The 14,920-nt window shown below is 76.3% G+C and carries 12 protein-coding genes; 10 read left to right on the top strand and 2 right to left on the bottom strand.

The features are described from left to right. The first annotated feature begins 158 nt into the window (after positions 1–158). The 7 genes from OO48_RS24965 (at position 159) to OO48_RS24935 (ending at position 8,907) form a co-directional block, all read left to right on the top strand. On the top strand, positions 159–470 hold the full coding sequence (locus OO48_RS24965) for a hypothetical protein (RefSeq protein ID WP_033220070.1): 312 nt from the start codon (positions 159–161) through the stop codon (positions 468–470). Positions 471–713: 243 nt separating this feature from the next. Beyond that, a complete protein-coding gene (locus tag OO48_RS24960) occupies positions 714–1,685 on the top strand; it encodes a UbiA family prenyltransferase (RefSeq protein ID WP_033220068.1) in 972 nt (323 codons plus the stop codon). Continuing rightward, positions 1,682–3,316: a class I adenylate-forming enzyme family protein gene (locus OO48_RS24955; RefSeq protein ID WP_209439539.1), complete on the top strand. Its 1,635-nt coding sequence runs from the start codon at positions 1,682–1,684 to the stop codon at positions 3,314–3,316. Before OO48_RS24960 ends, OO48_RS24955 begins: the two co-directional genes overlap by 4 nt. Positions 3,317–3,343: 27 nt before the next feature. Next, on the top strand, positions 3,344–4,774 hold the full coding sequence (locus OO48_RS24950) for a protoporphyrinogen/coproporphyrinogen oxidase (RefSeq protein WP_245194791.1): 1,431 nt from the start codon (positions 3,344–3,346) through the stop codon (positions 4,772–4,774). Continuing rightward, positions 4,774–5,574 carry a class I SAM-dependent methyltransferase gene (locus OO48_RS24945; RefSeq protein WP_033220065.1) on the top strand — a complete coding sequence of 267 codons (801 nt, stop codon included), beginning with the start codon at positions 4,774–4,776 and terminating at the stop codon, positions 5,572–5,574. Before OO48_RS24950 ends, OO48_RS24945 begins: the two co-directional genes overlap by 1 nt. A gap of 29 nt (positions 5,575–5,603) precedes the next feature. After that, the gene (locus tag OO48_RS24940; protein WP_051732715.1) at positions 5,604–7,187 is read left to right on the top strand and encodes a CoA transferase; all 1,584 of its coding nucleotides are present in this window, start codon (positions 5,604–5,606) and stop codon (positions 7,185–7,187) included. Between the two features lie 70 nt (positions 7,188–7,257). Continuing rightward, entirely contained in the window at positions 7,258–8,907 is a 1,650-nt protein-coding gene (locus OO48_RS24935; protein ID WP_033220091.1) for a class I adenylate-forming enzyme family protein, read from the top strand. Positions 8,908–8,959: 52 nt separating this feature from the next. Here OO48_RS24935 and OO48_RS24930 read toward each other — a convergent pair whose 3' ends face one another. Further along, positions 8,960–10,099: a DegT/DnrJ/EryC1/StrS family aminotransferase gene (locus OO48_RS24930; RefSeq protein WP_033220061.1), complete on the bottom strand. Its 1,140-nt coding sequence runs from the start codon at positions 10,097–10,099 to the stop codon at positions 8,960–8,962. Positions 10,100–10,106: 7 nt separating this feature from the next. Beyond that, complete coding sequence (locus OO48_RS24925; RefSeq protein ID WP_033220059.1) at positions 10,107–11,288, bottom strand: DegT/DnrJ/EryC1/StrS family aminotransferase; 1,182 nt, start codon at positions 11,286–11,288, stop codon at positions 10,107–10,109. Between the two features lie 215 nt (positions 11,289–11,503). Between OO48_RS24925 and OO48_RS24920 the strand changes: the two genes are divergently transcribed. The 3 genes from OO48_RS24920 to OO48_RS24910 are packed head-to-tail and all read left to right on the top strand — an operon-like array spanning position 11,504 to position 14,920. After that, the gene (locus OO48_RS24920) at positions 11,504–12,541 is read left to right on the top strand and encodes a Gfo/Idh/MocA family oxidoreductase (RefSeq protein ID WP_033220054.1); all 1,038 of its coding nucleotides are present in this window, start codon (positions 11,504–11,506) and stop codon (positions 12,539–12,541) included. Beyond that, entirely contained in the window at positions 12,538–13,545 is a 1,008-nt protein-coding gene (locus tag OO48_RS24915; protein ID WP_063830733.1) for a sugar phosphate isomerase/epimerase family protein, read from the top strand. The genes OO48_RS24920 and OO48_RS24915 overlap by 4 nt, the downstream gene beginning before the upstream one ends. After that, positions 13,535–14,920, top strand: coding sequence for a M20/M25/M40 family metallo-hydrolase (locus OO48_RS24910; RefSeq protein ID WP_245194790.1), 1,386 nt, complete (start codon positions 13,535–13,537; stop codon positions 14,918–14,920). The genes OO48_RS24915 and OO48_RS24910 overlap by 11 nt, the downstream gene beginning before the upstream one ends.

Genomic DNA, 14,920 nt, shown 5'->3' with positions numbered 1-14,920 from the left:
GTGGAGGGGCGTGCGGTGGTGCGGGTGGCGCGGGGCGGGCGGGGGCGGGTTCCGGCCGGGCGGGTGAATCCGGCGGGCGGGATTGGAGTTCGATGGTGTGCACACGGTAGCGATGGGGTGGTCCCGCGACGGACGCGGGAATCGTGTGCTCATTAAGGATGATTGTGCGAGCGATTCTGGTTTCCCTGATGGCGACGGGCTCGGTGCTCGCGCTGGCCGCCCCGGCTCCCGCGGCGCCGCGCGCGGCGGTCGGCGACGTGGTGGTGTTCTCGACCGAGGCGCAGCCGCTGGACACCTACACCGATCCGGTCGGGTGCCATCAACTCCCCTCCCTGTCACATGTGTTGACGAACCAGACGGACCGTCCGGTGAAGGTCTACGGGAACCCGTTCTGCCTGGGCCCGTCGGTGGCGGTGCAGCCGGGCTACGGCACGCACGTGCCGGGTGGGGCGGGGAGCTTCTCGGCCTGACGAATGCCGGTGGAAATGCGATCGGATGATCGCACGGGCGGTCGGCGGAACAGCCGATCGCCCGCTTTTCGATTGATCACAGGAATGCGCCCGAACGGTCGCACTATGTCATGATGGCGACCGCCGACTTCTCGTCCTTCGTGACGAATTGGCGCGCCGTCAGCGCGGTCGGCCCGTTGTCTCCGGCCCCCCGCGGCAGTCGCGTCCCGGGTCGCGGCCGCTGTCGAGAGGACTGCGTTTCCCGTGGAGCACGTCGCACTTCCCGCTGCCGCCGAGGCGGCCCCCGTCCCCTGGCGGGCGTACGCCAGGCTGGCCAAGCTCGACATCTGGGACTACTACCTGAGCGTGCCGCTGGCGGCCGCGCTGGCGCTGGCCTCCGGGGCGGGGGCGGGGGCCGGGACGAGCCTGGCGGTGCTGGTGCTGTTCCTGGGCGGCGAGGTCGCGATGAGCGCGGCCATGTGCACCTTCGACGACGTCACCGGGTACCGGGACGGCAGCGACGCGGTGAACTACGGGCCGGACGCGCCGGCCCGGCGACTGGCCCGCAAGCCGCTGGTGGCGGGCACGCTGACGGAGCGGCAGGCGATCAGGTTCGGGTGGGCGACCGTCGCGGCGTGCGTGCTGTGCTGGGCGGCGGCCCTCGCGGCGGCGCCGGCCCGGCCCGGGTGGGCGGTGGCCGGGACGGCGGCGCTGGCGGTGTTCGGCTTCCAGTACACCTGGTGGCTGCGGATCAGCTACAACGGCTTCCAGGAGGTCTTCCTGGCCGCGCTCGGCTGGTTCTTCGTACTGCCGCTGTACGGGCTGCTGACCGGGCGGGCGGACGGCTTCGCGGTGGTGCAGGCGCTGGTGTTCGGGCTGGGCCCGCTGCTGTTCGGCGTGTACTCCAACACCAACGACATCGCCGGCGACCGGGCGGTGGGGCGCAAGACCGCCGCGGTGCTGCTGTCGCCGCGCGGCAACGCGGCGTTCGTGGCCGGGTGTTCGGCGCTGGAGGCGGTGCTGCTGGTGGGCTCGGCGGTGGCCGGGTTCGCGCCCTGGTGGTTCCCGCTGGTGATGGCGCCGGTGATCGCGCTGCGGGCCAGGCAGTGGGTGCTCGGGTTCGTCCGGGGCGAGATCCTGCTCGCCCGCCGGCTGGGCATCCGGCTGCACCGGGTGTGCTGCGCGCTGCTGGTCGGCACCGACCTGGCGCTCGTGGTGTTCGGCGGTGGGCTGTGACCGGCGGGACGGGGACGCTGCTGCGCCGGCTGCCGCTCGACCTGGGGCCGCTGTTCGACACGCTGGCCGAGCAACGCCCCTCGGTGGACGTGAGGTTGGGCCGCCCCCTGGACCTGGCGCCGGAGCGCGGCACCGCGTACGACACCGCCGCGCTGGCCGAGCTGGTGCGGGAGACCGCGGCCTGGCTGGTGGCCGCCGGGGCCGGGCCCGGCTCCTCGGTGGCGGTGGTCAAGCACAACCACTGGGACTACGTGCTGCTGGCCTGCGCGGCCGCCCGGATCGGGGCGGTGCCGGCGCTGCTGTCGGACCGGGTGCCGCCGGACGGGCTGGGCGCGCTGCTGCGGCGGCTGCGGCCGGACGTGCTGGTCACCCAGCGGGACGTGCTGGACGGGGCGCGGGCGGCCGGGGTGGAGCTGACCGCGCTCGCCGGGCGGACGGTGTGCCTGGACGGGCCCGCCGAGGGCGCGCTGGCGGTCGACGAGCTGCGCGGCGGGCCGGTGCCCGCGGTGCGCACCCGCGGGGAGGACGAGCCGCTGGCGGTGATCCACACCTCGGGCACCACCGGCGTCCCCAAGCTGGTGGTGCACTCCACCCGGACGCTGATCCGGCGGCTGTCCGCGTTCGAGGCGCGGCCCTGGCCGGTGCTGTCGGTGCGCCGCGGGGACACCGTGGCCAGCGCCATCTCCTTCGCCCACGGCCGGGCGCTGACCTGGACGGTCAGCGCGTTCTGGCGGGCGCCGAGGACCGTCGTGCTGCTGCCCGACCCGGACCCGGCGACGGCCGCCGCGCTGCTGCGCGAGCACCCGCCGACCGTCCTGGAGGCGCTGCCGTCCAGCTACGTGCGCTGGCAGCGGCTGGCGGGCTCGGCGGCGGGCTCGAACCCGTTCCGGGACGTGCGGCTGTTCATCTCGACCTTCGACGCGATGCACCCGCCGACGGTGCGGGCGTTCCTGGACGCCACCCGGCGGCGGCGCCCGCTGTGGATGCAGGGCTGGGGGCAGAGCGAGACCGGGCCGCTGAGCTTCCGGTTCCTCACCCGCGGGGCGCTGGCCGCGGCCGGCGGGCGGCACCCGACCACCCGCGACCTGGGGCGTCCGGTGCCCGGGTGGGTGCGGGTGAGGGTCGCCGACCCCCGGCGGCCCGGGCGGGCGGCGCGGCCCGGGCAGGCCGGGATGCTGCACGCCCGCACCGGCGCGCTGTGCCTGGGCTACCTGGACGAGCCGGAGCGCTGGCGGCGCAAGCTCGACGGCGGCTGGTTCAACACCGGGGACCTCGGCACCAGGACCCGCGACGGCCGGATCCTGGTACTGGACCGGGAGGTCGACATGGTGCCCGGGATGAGCTGCGTCGAGATCGAGGACGTGCTGCACGAGCGGCTGCCGGACGTCGAGGAGGCCGTGCTGCTCTCGGTCGCCGACGGCCGCCCGCAGCCGGTGCTGGTCACCTCCGGCGACGGGCTCGACCCGGCGCGCTGGCGGGCCGCGGTGCGCGACCTGCCGCCGCTGGCCGAGCCGCTGGTGGTCGGCTGGGACGAGGTGCCGCGGACGGCCACCGGGAAGGTCCGGCGGCACGAGCTGCGGGAACGGGTGCTGGCCGGCAGCGCCCCGATCGGCACCGGGCTGTGGACGTGAACCGCGGCCCGGCGGAGGTGGGTTGACGTGAGTGGGGAGTGGGACGTGGACGAGGTCGGCGGCGAGGTCGAGGTCGACGTCGCGGTGGTCGGGGCCGGGATCGCGGGGCTGTCCGCCGCGCACCACCTGACGGCGGCCGGACGGTCGGTGCGGGTCTACGAGGGCGCGGACCGGGTCGGCGGGCGGATGGCCTCCAGCCGGGTGGACGGGTGGCTGCTGGACGAGGGCGCGGAGACCATCGCCGGCGCCGGGTACGAGGCCACCTGGGAGCTGATCCGGGCGGTCGGCGTGCCGGAGTCCGAGGTGCCGGTGATCGAGCCCGGGTTCGCGCTGTGGCGGAACGGGCGGGCGCACGCCCACCTCGGGCACCCGAAAGGGCTGCTGACCGGCGCCGGGCTGTCCTGGCGGGGCCGCTGGGCCTGGCTGCGCTTCACAGCCGAACTCGCCACCGCCTGGCGGGGGTTCGACCCGGACCGGCCGGAGACCGCGCCCAGCGGGGACGCCACGCTGAGCGAGTTCTGCACCGGCTCGGCCGGGCGGGAGGAACTGCTCGCGGCGATGCTCCAGCCGCTCTCCAGCCACTGCTTCGGCTGGCGGCCGGACAGCTCGGCCGTCGCCCCGATGGTGGCCACCCTGCTGTCGGTCGGCGGGGCCGGGGCGCGCTGGATGACCTACCGGGACGGGATGGACACGCTGGCCCGCCGGCTCGCCGAGCGGCTGCCGGTGGAGCTGGGCCGCCGGGTGTCCGCCGTCCGGGAGGACGCGGGGGGCGTGCTGCTGGAGTTCGCGGACGGGGCGCGGGTGCGGGCCCGGCAGGCGGTGCTGGCGGTGCCCGCGCCGCTGGCGCTGCGGCTGCGCGGGGACGACCTGCCGGACGGGGAGCGGCCGTACCTGGAGGCCAGCACGTACGCGCCGATGCTCAAGGCGGCCTGCCTGCTGGACCGGCCGCTGCCCAGCCCGACCGGGGCGCCGAGCTACGCGCTGTCGGTGCCGGAGAGCGAGAGCCGGGTGTGCACCGGGCTGATCCTCGACCACCTGAAGACGGACGGGCGGGCGCCCGAGGGCAAGGGGCTGGTCAGCGTGTTCGCCTCGCCGTGGGCCTCCCCCGGGCTGCTCGGCGAACCCGACGAGCGGGTGGCGGAGGTGCTCTGCGCGGAGGCCGAGCGCTTCCTGCCCGGGCTGCGGGAGGCGACCGTCCGGACGCTGGTGCACCGCTTCCCGCTCGGGCTGCCGCAGGGCGCGCCGGCGGCCGTCCGGGAGCGGGCCGCGTTCCTGGAGCGGCCGACCCGGGCGGTCGAGTACGCCGGGGACTGGGTGATGCTGCGGCCGAGCAGCGAAGGGGCGGTGCGGGCCGGGAAGCTGGCGGCGCGGCGGGTGCTCGCGCACGCGGCGGCGGGGGCGGCTCCGGTTTCGGCGGCGGCAGCGGCGGCGGGTGCGGATTCGGCGGAGCGGGTCTGATGGCGGGCGCGGTCGGGGAGTTGGGGTCGTACCTGTTCGACAACGGGAGCGCGCACGCGGCCGGGCAGCACCGCTGCCTGGCCGCGTGGCTGGACCCGATCAGCGTCGGCGCGCTGCGGGCGGGCGGGGTGCGGCCCGGGATGCGCTGCCTGGACGTGGGCACCGGGGCGGGGAGCATCGCGCTCTGGCTGGCCGGTCGAGTGGCGCCCGGGGGCTCGGTGCTGGCGACCGACCTGGTGCCGCTGCCGGTGCCGGGGCGGCCCGGGCTGACGGTGTTGCGGCACGACGTGGTGCGGGACGAACTGCCGGAGGGCGCCTTCGACCTGGTGCACGTGCGGCTGGTGCTGTCCCACCTGCCGGAGCGGGAGGCCGTGCTGGCCCGGCTGTTCACCGCGCTGCGGCCCGGCGGGGTGCTGCACCTGCTGGAGTTCGACGCCGAGTACGCGCCGGTGCTCACCGTCCCGGACCAGCGGGCCGGAGAGCTCTACCGGCGCTACCAGCAGGCGAAGTTGCGGGCCTTCCGGGCGCGCGGCTCGCACCAGGGCTGGGGGCGGGAGTGCGCCGGTGCGCTGGTGCGGGCCGGTTTCACCGGGGTGGAGGCCGAGGTGCGGATCGGCACGCTGGCGCCCGGGACGCCGCAACTGGAGATGCAGTCGCACAACACCTGGCACCTGCGGGAGGCGCTGCTGCGGGAGGGGCTGACCGAGGACGAACTCGCCGAGCTGCGGGCCCTGTTCACCGATCCCCGGTTCCGGGCCTGTTCGAACGTGGTGTACGCGGTGCGCGGGCGGCGGCCGTGAGGGGCGCCGCGCTCGGGACCAGGCCGCGGGTGGCGCGGGAGGTCGCGGCCGGGCTGCTGCGGGCCTCCGGGGTGGACGTCGGCGAGGGCGAACCGCTGGAGGTCGGCGGCGGGTTGGCCTGCCGGATCGACTGGGCCGGGCCGCTGGAGCTCGCGCTCGACAGCGAGGCGGACGTCCAGGCGGCCTGCGGGGTGATGCACGTGCACGGACGGCGGTACGGACGGCCGACGCCGCTGCGGGTGGACTTCGCCTCGGTGGCGGCCGGGGTGCTGGCCGCCACCGGCGTGCTGGCCGCGCTGCGGGCCCGGCGGCTGGGGGCGGCGTACCGCGAGGTGGGCGTGTCGGTGGCGCAGGCCGCGCTGCTCGGGCTGTCGCAGTACCTGGCGGCGGCCTCGGTCGCCGACGCCTCCGACGGGGGGTGCGGCGAGCCGGGCGGGGCGGGCCGGACGGACGGGACGGGCGGGCCGCCGTTCGTGTCGGCGGACGGGGTGTGGTTCGAACTGGAGGCGCTGGAGGCGGACGGCTGGTTGCGGTTCTGGTCCGGACTGGGCGTCGAGCGGCGGGTGGTGGGCCGCGGCTGGCTGCCGTTCCAGACCAGGTACGGGACGGCGGTCTGCCCGCTGCCGGCCGAACTGTTCGCGGCGGCGCGGGCGTTCGGGTACCGGCGGCTGGCGCGGGTCGCGGCGGAGTGCGGGGTGGAGCTCACGGAGGCGGCCCGGCGGCCGGCCGTGCTGGGCGGGATGCCGTGGCGGCTGCGGGCGGGGGCGGCGGTGGGGGCTCCGGCGGCGGGGCTCCCGACGGCGGGGCTTGCGGCGGGCGGGAGCGGGCTCGGCTCCGGGGGCGGGCCGTTGGGCGGCGTGACGGTGGTGGAGATCGCCCGGCGGGTCCAGGGCCCGGTGGCGGGGCGGGTGTTGGCGCTGCTCGGGGCCACCGTGGTGCGGATCGAACCGCCGGGCGGGGACCCGCTGCGCGGTGTGCCGCCGATGGCGCAGGCCGGTGGCGGGGCGGCCGCGGGCGCGGTGTCGGCGCGGTTCGCGGCGCTCAACCGCGGCAAGGGGGTGCTGGAGGCCGACTTGCGGAGCGCGGAAGGACGGTCCGCCGTGCGGGAGTTGCTGGGCGGGGCGGACGTGCTGCTGCACAGCCTGGCGCCCGCGAAGGTGGCCGGGCTCGGGTTGGACGCCGAAACGGTCGCCGCGCTGCACCCCGGGCTGGTGTACGCCCAGGCCAGCGGCGGCGGGCCCGGGCTGAGCACCGACTACCCGGTGCAGGCGCACTCCGGGCTGGCCGCGCTGTTGGCCCCGGACGGGCTGCCGCCGCGCCCCACCCTGCTGACCGTCTGCGACGTGCTGGGCGGCCTGGTCTGCGCGGCGGGGACGGTCGCCGCGCTGGAGGCCCGGGAGCGGACCGGGCGGGCGCAGCGGGTCGAGTCCTCGCTGCTGTCGGCGGCCCGGCTGCTGTGCGGGGCGGCGGGCGGCGCGGACGCGCCGGGCGGCGGGGCGGGGGTGTGCACGGACCTGGGCGCCCTGGTGCGCGACCCGCGGCTGGCGGCGGCGCTGGAGTTCGGCCCGGACGGCTGCGCGTTCGTCCGCGCGCCGTGGGAGTTCGGGCTGTGAGCGGGCGGGCGGATCGTTCGGTTGTTCGGTGGATCAATGGACCGGTGGATCGGTGGACGGGAGCGTGGCTGTGACGTGGGTTTCGGTGGCCGGGGTGGAGTTCCCCGATCGGGTGGACCGGGGGTTGCGGGAGCGGTGGGTGGCCGAGGGGCGGTGTCCGGGGCGGGGGCTGTACGAGCTGTTCGCGGAGCGGGTGGCGGCGGACGGGGAGCGGGTGGCCGTGGTGGACGGGGGCGGTGAGCTCTCGTACGCGGAACTGGGCCGGTTGGTGCGGGGGTTGGCGGCGGGTCTGGCTTCCCGTGGGGTGGGGCCGGGGTCGGTGGTGGGGGTGAAGGTGCCCGCGGACCGGTGGGCGCCGGCGGTGGATCTGGCGGTGGCGGCGCTGGGGGCGGTGGTGCTGCCGTGCACGCCGGGGCACGGTCGGCGGGATCTGCTGGCGGTGTGGGGGGTGGCGCGGGTGGACGCCGTGGTGACCGTGCCGGAGTGGAAGGGGCTGGTGGACGGGTTGCGGCCGGAGTTGCCGGATCTGCGCGAGGTGGTGGTGCTGGACGGTGCGCCGTGGCCGGAGCGGGCGGAGTGGGTGCCGGCGGCGGTGGACGCGGAGGCGCCCGCCCGGATCCTGGTGTCGTCGGGGTCGGAGGCGGTGCCGAAGCTGATCGCGTACTCGCACAACGCGCTGGCCGGCGGCCGCGGGCGTTACGTGGAGCGGGTGCTGGAGACCGCGGACGGCGGGCCGGCCCGGGTGCTGCTGCTGGTGAGCCCGGCGACGGCGTACGGGTCGCTGGCGGTGGTGGCGCTGGTGCGGTGCGGGGCGACGGTGGTGCTGCCGCCGACCGGGGAGCGGTTCGACCCGGTGGGGGCGCTGGCGGCGGTGGGGCGCTGGCGGCCGACGCACCTGGCGGCGGTGCCGACCATGCTGCGCCGGATGGCGGAGCGGCCGCCGTCGCCGGGTGAGGACCTGTCCTCGTTGCAGGCGGTGGTGTCGAGTTCGGCGGTGCTGTCCCCGGCGGTGCTGGCTGCGGCGCTGCGGCGGTTCGGCTGCCCGGTGGTGAACGTGTACGGGGCCAGTGACGGGCTGAACTGCCATGTCCGGTGGACGGATCCGGACGGTGACGTGCTGCGGGTGGGGCGGCCGGATCCGCGGGTCGCGGAGTTCCGGGTGTGCGGGCCGGACGGGCGCCCGGTGCCGGCGGGGGTGCCGGGCGAGTTGCAGGCGTTGGGGCCGATGTCGCCGCTGTGCCACGTCGGGGAGCCGGAGCTGGACGCCCGGCTGCGGGTGGACGGGGGCTGGGTGCGTTCCGGTGACCGGGGGGTGCTGGAGGCGGACGGTTCGCTGCGGGTGCTGGCGCGGACCAGGCAGCTGGTGAACCGGGGCGGGGTGTCGATCTCCACGGCGGAGGTGGAGCGGCTGCTGGAGGGGCATCCGGAGGTGGCGGAGGCGGTGTGCGTGCCGGTGCCGGACCCGGATCTCGGTGAGCGGATGTGCGTCTGCGCGGTGCCGCACGGCGGGGGCCTGACCCTCGCCGGGCTGACGTTCTTCCTGGCGGAGTCGTGCGGCCTGGAGCGGTACAAGCTGCCGGAGCGGCTGGTGCTGCTGGAGCGGATGCCGCTGGGCGGGTCGGGGAAACCGGACCGGCGGGTGGTCGCGGAGCTGGCGGCGGCGGCCGCGCGGTCAAACGAGGCGGTGGGGGCGGGCGAGGCGGTGGGGGCGGCGGGCTGAGTCGTCGCGGCGGGTGGGCGCCTGCGTGCGCAGGCGCCCACCGGGCGGCGGGTCAGGTCGGGAAGCTGAGGACGGCTTCGGTGATCCGCTCGACCTGGGCGTCCGTCAGGTGCGGGTAGACCGGCAGGGAGAGGCACTGCCGGGCCGCGCGTTCGGCGTGCGGCCAGTGGCCGTCGGGGGCAGCGGCGGCGAAGGCGGGCTGGTGGGGCAGCGGGTGGGGGTAGTAGACGTGGCTCTCGACGCCGTGCGCGGCGAGGTGCCGCTTGAGGTCGTCGCGGCGTTCGGCGAGCAGCGTGTAGACGTAGTAGCAGCGGCCGTCGGTGCCGGGCGGGGGCGGGACGACGCCGTGCGCGGCGAGCGGGGTGAAGCGTTCGGTGTAGTGGGCGGCGATCTCGGCGCGGCGGGCCAGGCGGCCGGCCAGGCCGGGGTGGCGGCGCAGTTGGAAGGCGGCGAGGATCTCGTCGAAGCGGCTGTTCAGGCCGATCAGGTGGTGCCGGAAGCGGTGCGTGCCGTCCTGGCCGTGGTTGCGCAGCATCCGTACGGTGCGGGCGAGTTCGAGATCGCCGGTGACCACGACGCCGCCTTCGCCGGGGCCGCCGAAGGACTTCACCTGGACGAAGGAGAACACGCCGGCGTCGCCCCAGGTGCCGGCGGGTCGGCCTTCCAGGACGGCGCCCTGGGCGACCGCGGAGTCCTCGATCAGGCGCAGGCCGTGCCGGGTGGCGAGGGCGCGCAGGCGCGGCATGTCGGCCATCACGGAGAACACGTGGGCGGGCATCAGGGCCTTGGTGCGGGGGGTGACCAGGGCCTCGGCCGCGTCCGGGTCGATGACCAGGGTGTGCGGGTCGATGTCGGCGAAGACCGGGGTGGCGCCGACGCCGAGGACGGTGTTGGCGAGCGGGGCGCAGCCGAAGGCGGGGACGATCACCTCGTCGCCGGCGGTGACGCCCATGGCGCGCAGGACCAGGGTGAGCGCGGTGGTGCCGCTGCCGCAGGCGATGACGTCCGCGCTGCCGAGGTCGGCGCGCAGCACCTCCTCGAAGCGGGCGGTGCGTTCGCCGAGGATGAAGCGCTGGGCCGGGTCGGTGGCGACTTCGCGGACGACGTCGAGGAGCACGTCCCGGTCGGCCTCGAACAGGTCGGGCGGGAAGAACGGGATGGTGGTGTCGGTCACGGTGTCGGTGGTGGTCATCGGCGGGTCACCGCTGCTTTCCGTACTGGAAGTCGCGGACCAGGTCGCTGACCAGGTCCAGGTCGTGGTCGGCGAGGTCGGGGTAGAGCGGCAGCGCGAGGGCGCGGCCGCAGGCGGCTTCGGCGTGCGGGAACTCGCCCGGGCGGTGGCCGAGTTCGGCGAAGCAGGGCTGTAGGTGCAGCGGCGTCGGGTAGTAGGTCTCGGTCTGGATGCCGTGCCGGGCGAGGTGGGCGGCGAGTTCGTCGCGGTGGTCGGACTCGACCAGGTAGACGTACCAGACCGGGTCGGTGGCGGCGTCCCGGGGGACGACGGTGGGCAGGGTGAGCCCGGGGGTGCCGGTCAGGCGTTCGGTGTAGGCGGCGGCGAGGCGGGCGCGGCGGGCGATGTCCTGGTCGGCGCGGCCGAGTTTGGCGAGCAGGACGGCGGCCTGGACGTCGTCCATCTTGCTGTTGGTGCCGAGGAGTTCGGTGGGGCGGTTGATGGTGGGGAAGTCGTCGAGGGTGCGGCCGGTGCGGCCGTGGTGGCGCATCGCGGAGACGGCTTCGGCGAGGGCGGGGTCGTCGGTGAGGACGGCGCCGGCGTCGCCGAGCGCGCCGAGGGTCTTGGTGGGGAAGAAGGAGAGCACGCCGCCGGCGCCGTGCAGGCCGGCGTGGACGCCGTCCCAGCGCATGCCGAAGGCCTCGGCGCTGTCCTCGACGACGGTCAGTCCGTGCCGGTCGGCGAAGCCCAGCAGGGCGCGCAGGTCGGCGAGTTGGTGGAACAGGTGGACGGGCATGACCATCCGGGTGCGGTCGGTGCGGACGGCTTCGACGCTCGCCGGGTCGAGGCTGTAGGTGACCGGGTCGATGTCGGCGAAGACCGGGCGGCCGCCGGCCAGCACCACCGAGGTGGCGGAGGCCACGAAGGTGTAGGCGGGGACGATCACCTCGTCGCCGGGGCGCAGTCCGGCGGCGCGCAGCAGCAGGACCAGGGCGTCGGTGCCGCTGTTGACGCCGATCACGTGCCGGGCGCCCGTCCAGGCGGCGAGGGCGGCCTCGAACTCCTCGACCTTGGGGCCGTGCGAGTACTTGCCGCGGTCCATCAGTTCGTCGAGGTGGCGCCGGGTGGTGGGCCAGAGGGATTCGAAGGTCGCGGCCTGGGTGAAGAAGGGAACGCCCGGAGAGGTACCCGGGGAAGTAGTGGCACCCATGAAACTCTCATCGGATTGTATGGATTGGACGGGCGGATAAGCCCTGCCTCCGAATTTATGCCCCGCGCACCCCGTCCACCCCGGACCGGGAAATGTTTCACTCCTTCGAATGGCCTGGTGGAAAAGGGATTTGACGTCCGGCCGGACCGCCGGCGAAATACTGCTTGAATACCGGATGAAGCAATACCGCGACGCGGAAGGAATGACGGCTCGCCATGCCGAACGGACTCGGGACCTTACTCGTCGGAATGGGGCGGGCCGGGAGCGGCCTCCACCTCCCGGTGCTGCGCCGGCTGCGCGCGGCGCCCGGCACCGCGCACCTGTTCGCGGCCGCGCCGGTGCTCGCCGTCGACCCGCACCGCGCCCCCGCCCCCGACCCCGACCTGCGCCCGACCACCCTGGCCGAGGCGCCCCGGCTGCTCGACCCGGCCCGCACCGTCGTCCACCTGTGCACCCCGCCCACCGAGCGGGTCGCCGCCCTGGAGTCGCTGGGGCGGCTCGGCTACCGGCGGGTGCTGCTGGAGAAGCCGGTGGCCGCCGACAGTCGCGGCCTGGACGAGCTGCTCGCACTGCGCGACCGGTACCGGCTCGACCTGGTGGTGGTCGCCCAGTGGCTGGGCAGCCGCCTGACCGATCGGCTGCGCGCGCTGCTCGCCCAGGACGCGTACGGGCCGCTGCGCACCGTCCACGTCGTCCAGCGCAAGCCGCGCTTCTCCCGCTCGCTGGCCGGGGACGGGCACCCGACCGCGTTCGACGTCGAGCTGCCGCACTCGCTGGGGCTGTGCCTGGCGCTGGCCGGGCCCGGCGAGGTGACCGGCGCGGGCGGCACCGACATGGTGGTGGGCGGCCGGGTGCTGCCCCGGCTCGGCACCGCCTGGCTCAACCTCCAGCACGACAGCGGGGCGTGGACCAGGATCCGCTCCGACCTCACCTCTCCGGTGCGCGAGCGCCGGGTCACCCTGGAGCTGGCGCACGCCACCCTGATCGGGCACTTCCCCGGCAGCGAGGCCGACGCGTACGCCCGGCTGACCGTCATCGACCGGGACGGCGAACGCACCGAACTGCTGCACGACGACGCGCTCGGCGGCTTCCTGGAGCACACCTACCGCTACTACGCGGCGGACGGGGGCGGACGCGGGCCGCACCCCGACCTGGAGGTCAACGCCCAGGTGGTGCGGCTGCTCGACCGGGCCAAGGCGATCGCGGCGGAGCCGGTGCCCGGCGGCGCTCGGCGGACGGCGGCGGCCCGGTGAGCGCCCTGCGCAAGGGCGGCCGGACGAAGCGCCGACGGGCGAACCGGACGCCGGTGGCCCGGCGGCCCACGATCCGGTTCGGCGGCATCGGCGACGAGGCCGCCCCCGACCTGGCCGGGCAGATCGACGCGCTGGATGAACTCGGCTGGAACGAGCTGGAGTTGCGCACGGTGGACGGCGCCTGGATCGCCGACCTGCCGGTCGGGCAGGTCCTCGACATCGCCCGCACCCTGCGCAAACGGCGCATCCGGATCTCCGCCGTCGCCTCCCGCACCGGCAACTGGGCCTCCGACATCACCGACGACTACGGACCGGACGAACTGGAGCAGGCCGCGCTCGCCTTCCGCGCCGCCCTGCTCGGCGTCGACCGGATCCGGGTGATGTCCTACCCCAACGGCACCGGCCTGCCGGAGGCCGAGTGGCGCCGCCGGGTGCTGGAACGGATGCGCGACATCGCGGACGGCCTGTACCGCGGCGGCCAGCTCGCCCTGCACGAGAACTGCGCGGGCTGGGCCGGGAGTTCGGCCGAGAAGGCGCTCGACCTGATCGCCTCGGTGAACAACCCCGGGCTGCGGCTGCTGCACGACACCGGCAACGGGATCCCGTACGGCTACGACGGGTACGAGCTGCTGCGCCGGACCGTCGAGCACGTCGACCACGTGCACGTCAAGGACGCGGTCGGCGGCGGCGCGGACACCCGGTACGTGCTGCCCGGCGAGGGGGACGCCCGACTCGCCGAGTCCCTGCGGCTGTTGACCGCGCGCGGCTGGCGCGGGGTGTGGTCGCTGGAGCCGCACCTGGCCACCCGGCCGCACGAGGGCCTGGCCGCGGACGGCCGCGCCGAGAGCGGATTCGTCGCCGCCGGACGGGCGTTGACCGCCCTGGTCGAGCGCGAGGTGCTGCCGCACTCGCCCGGCTGGCGGCTCGTCCCGGGCGGTCTGGTCCTGGACGCCCCGGTGCCGCGGCAGGCGGAGCGGCCGGAGGTGCTCTCCGATGCCCGCTGAGCCGGCGACGGCCGGGACGGCGGTCGAGGTCGCGGCCGGGACGCCTGCCGAGGCGGCGAGCGAGGTGACGACCGAGGTGACGACCGAGGTGACGACCGGACTCTCGCCGGACGAGCAGGAGTTGCTGCTCGACCTGCTGCGCCTGCCCACCGCCGGGCCGCTGGAGACCGGGCCGGGCGCGCCGCCGCCGCTGCTGCCCGAGGCGCTGGAGGCGTACGCCCGGGCGGCGGCGGGGACCGGGCTGGCGGAGCTGTACCGGGGCGCGCCCGGCGAGGCCGGACTCGACCGTCCGGACGTGCCGTTGACGGTGCGCCGGGCGGCCGCCGACTCCCCCGGGTTCCTGGCCTGCCAGCCGAGCCTGGTGCTGCGGCTGGGGCCCGCGCTGCCGCGGGCGGCGACCGTGATGTTCAACGTGCACCTGGACACCGTCGCCGGGTCGGAGCCGGTGGGCTTCGACGGGCGGCGGTTCACCGGGCGGGGCGCGATCGACGCCAAGGGCCCGGCGGTGGCGCTGCTGGCCGGGGTGCGGGCCGCGGTGGCGGCGGAGCCCCGGGTGGGGCGGGAGGTCGCGGTGCTGGTGCAGGCGGTGTCCGGCGAGGAGGGCGGCGCGATGGGCGTGTTCGGCACCCGTCCGCTGGTCGAGGCCGGGTACACGGGCGCGCTGAACGTGTTCTGCGAGCCGACCGGCCTGCGCTACCTGCCCCGGGCGACGGCCGCCGCCACCGCCCGGCTGTGGGTGCGCGGCGAGGACGCGATCGACGACTGCCCGGGCGCGGGCCACAACGCGACGGTGCTGCTCGGCTTCCTCGCCCAGCACCTGGCCCGGGAGCTCGGCGGCGCGCCCGGCCCGCGCGACCCGGTCTGCGTGGCCGGGACGAGCACCGGCCCGCTGCACAACCGGGTCTACGGGAGCGGCGAGCTGCTGCTCAACCTCCCCTACCGGGACGCGGGTTCGGGCCGCCGGGCGGAGGCCGCGGTGGAGGCGGCGGTCCGCTCCGGGCTGGCGGCGTTCCGCGCGGCGTTCGCCGGGCTGCCGGAGTTCGCCCGGACCGCCGCCGACTGCGCCCGGATCACCCGGCTGGACTGGCCCAAGCGCGGCCTGCCGGTCCTCGACAACCGGCACCCGGAGCTGGAGGACCTGCTCGCCCGGCGGGCCGGGATCGCCCGGATGCCGGACGCGGAGCCGGCGTTCACCTGCGACGCGATCTGGGCGGCCGGCCTGCCGGACGGCGCGTTCACCGTGGTGCTCGGCCCGGGCGAGCTCGGCGCCAACCGGGCGCACGCGGCGGGCGAGTTCGCCGAGGCGGCCCAACTCGACGCCTTCGCCTCGGCGGTGGCCCGGCTGCTGGTGGCCTTCGCCCGCCGCCGCCCCTGA

Origin of the sequence: Kitasatospora phosalacinea, from assembly GCF_000716545.1 — a bacterium.
Taxonomy (GTDB): domain Bacteria; phylum Actinomycetota; class Actinomycetes; order Streptomycetales; family Streptomycetaceae; genus Kitasatospora; species Kitasatospora phosalacinea.
Note: the sequence above shows the minus strand (reverse complement) of the source record. Positions and strands in the feature narration are given on the sequence as shown.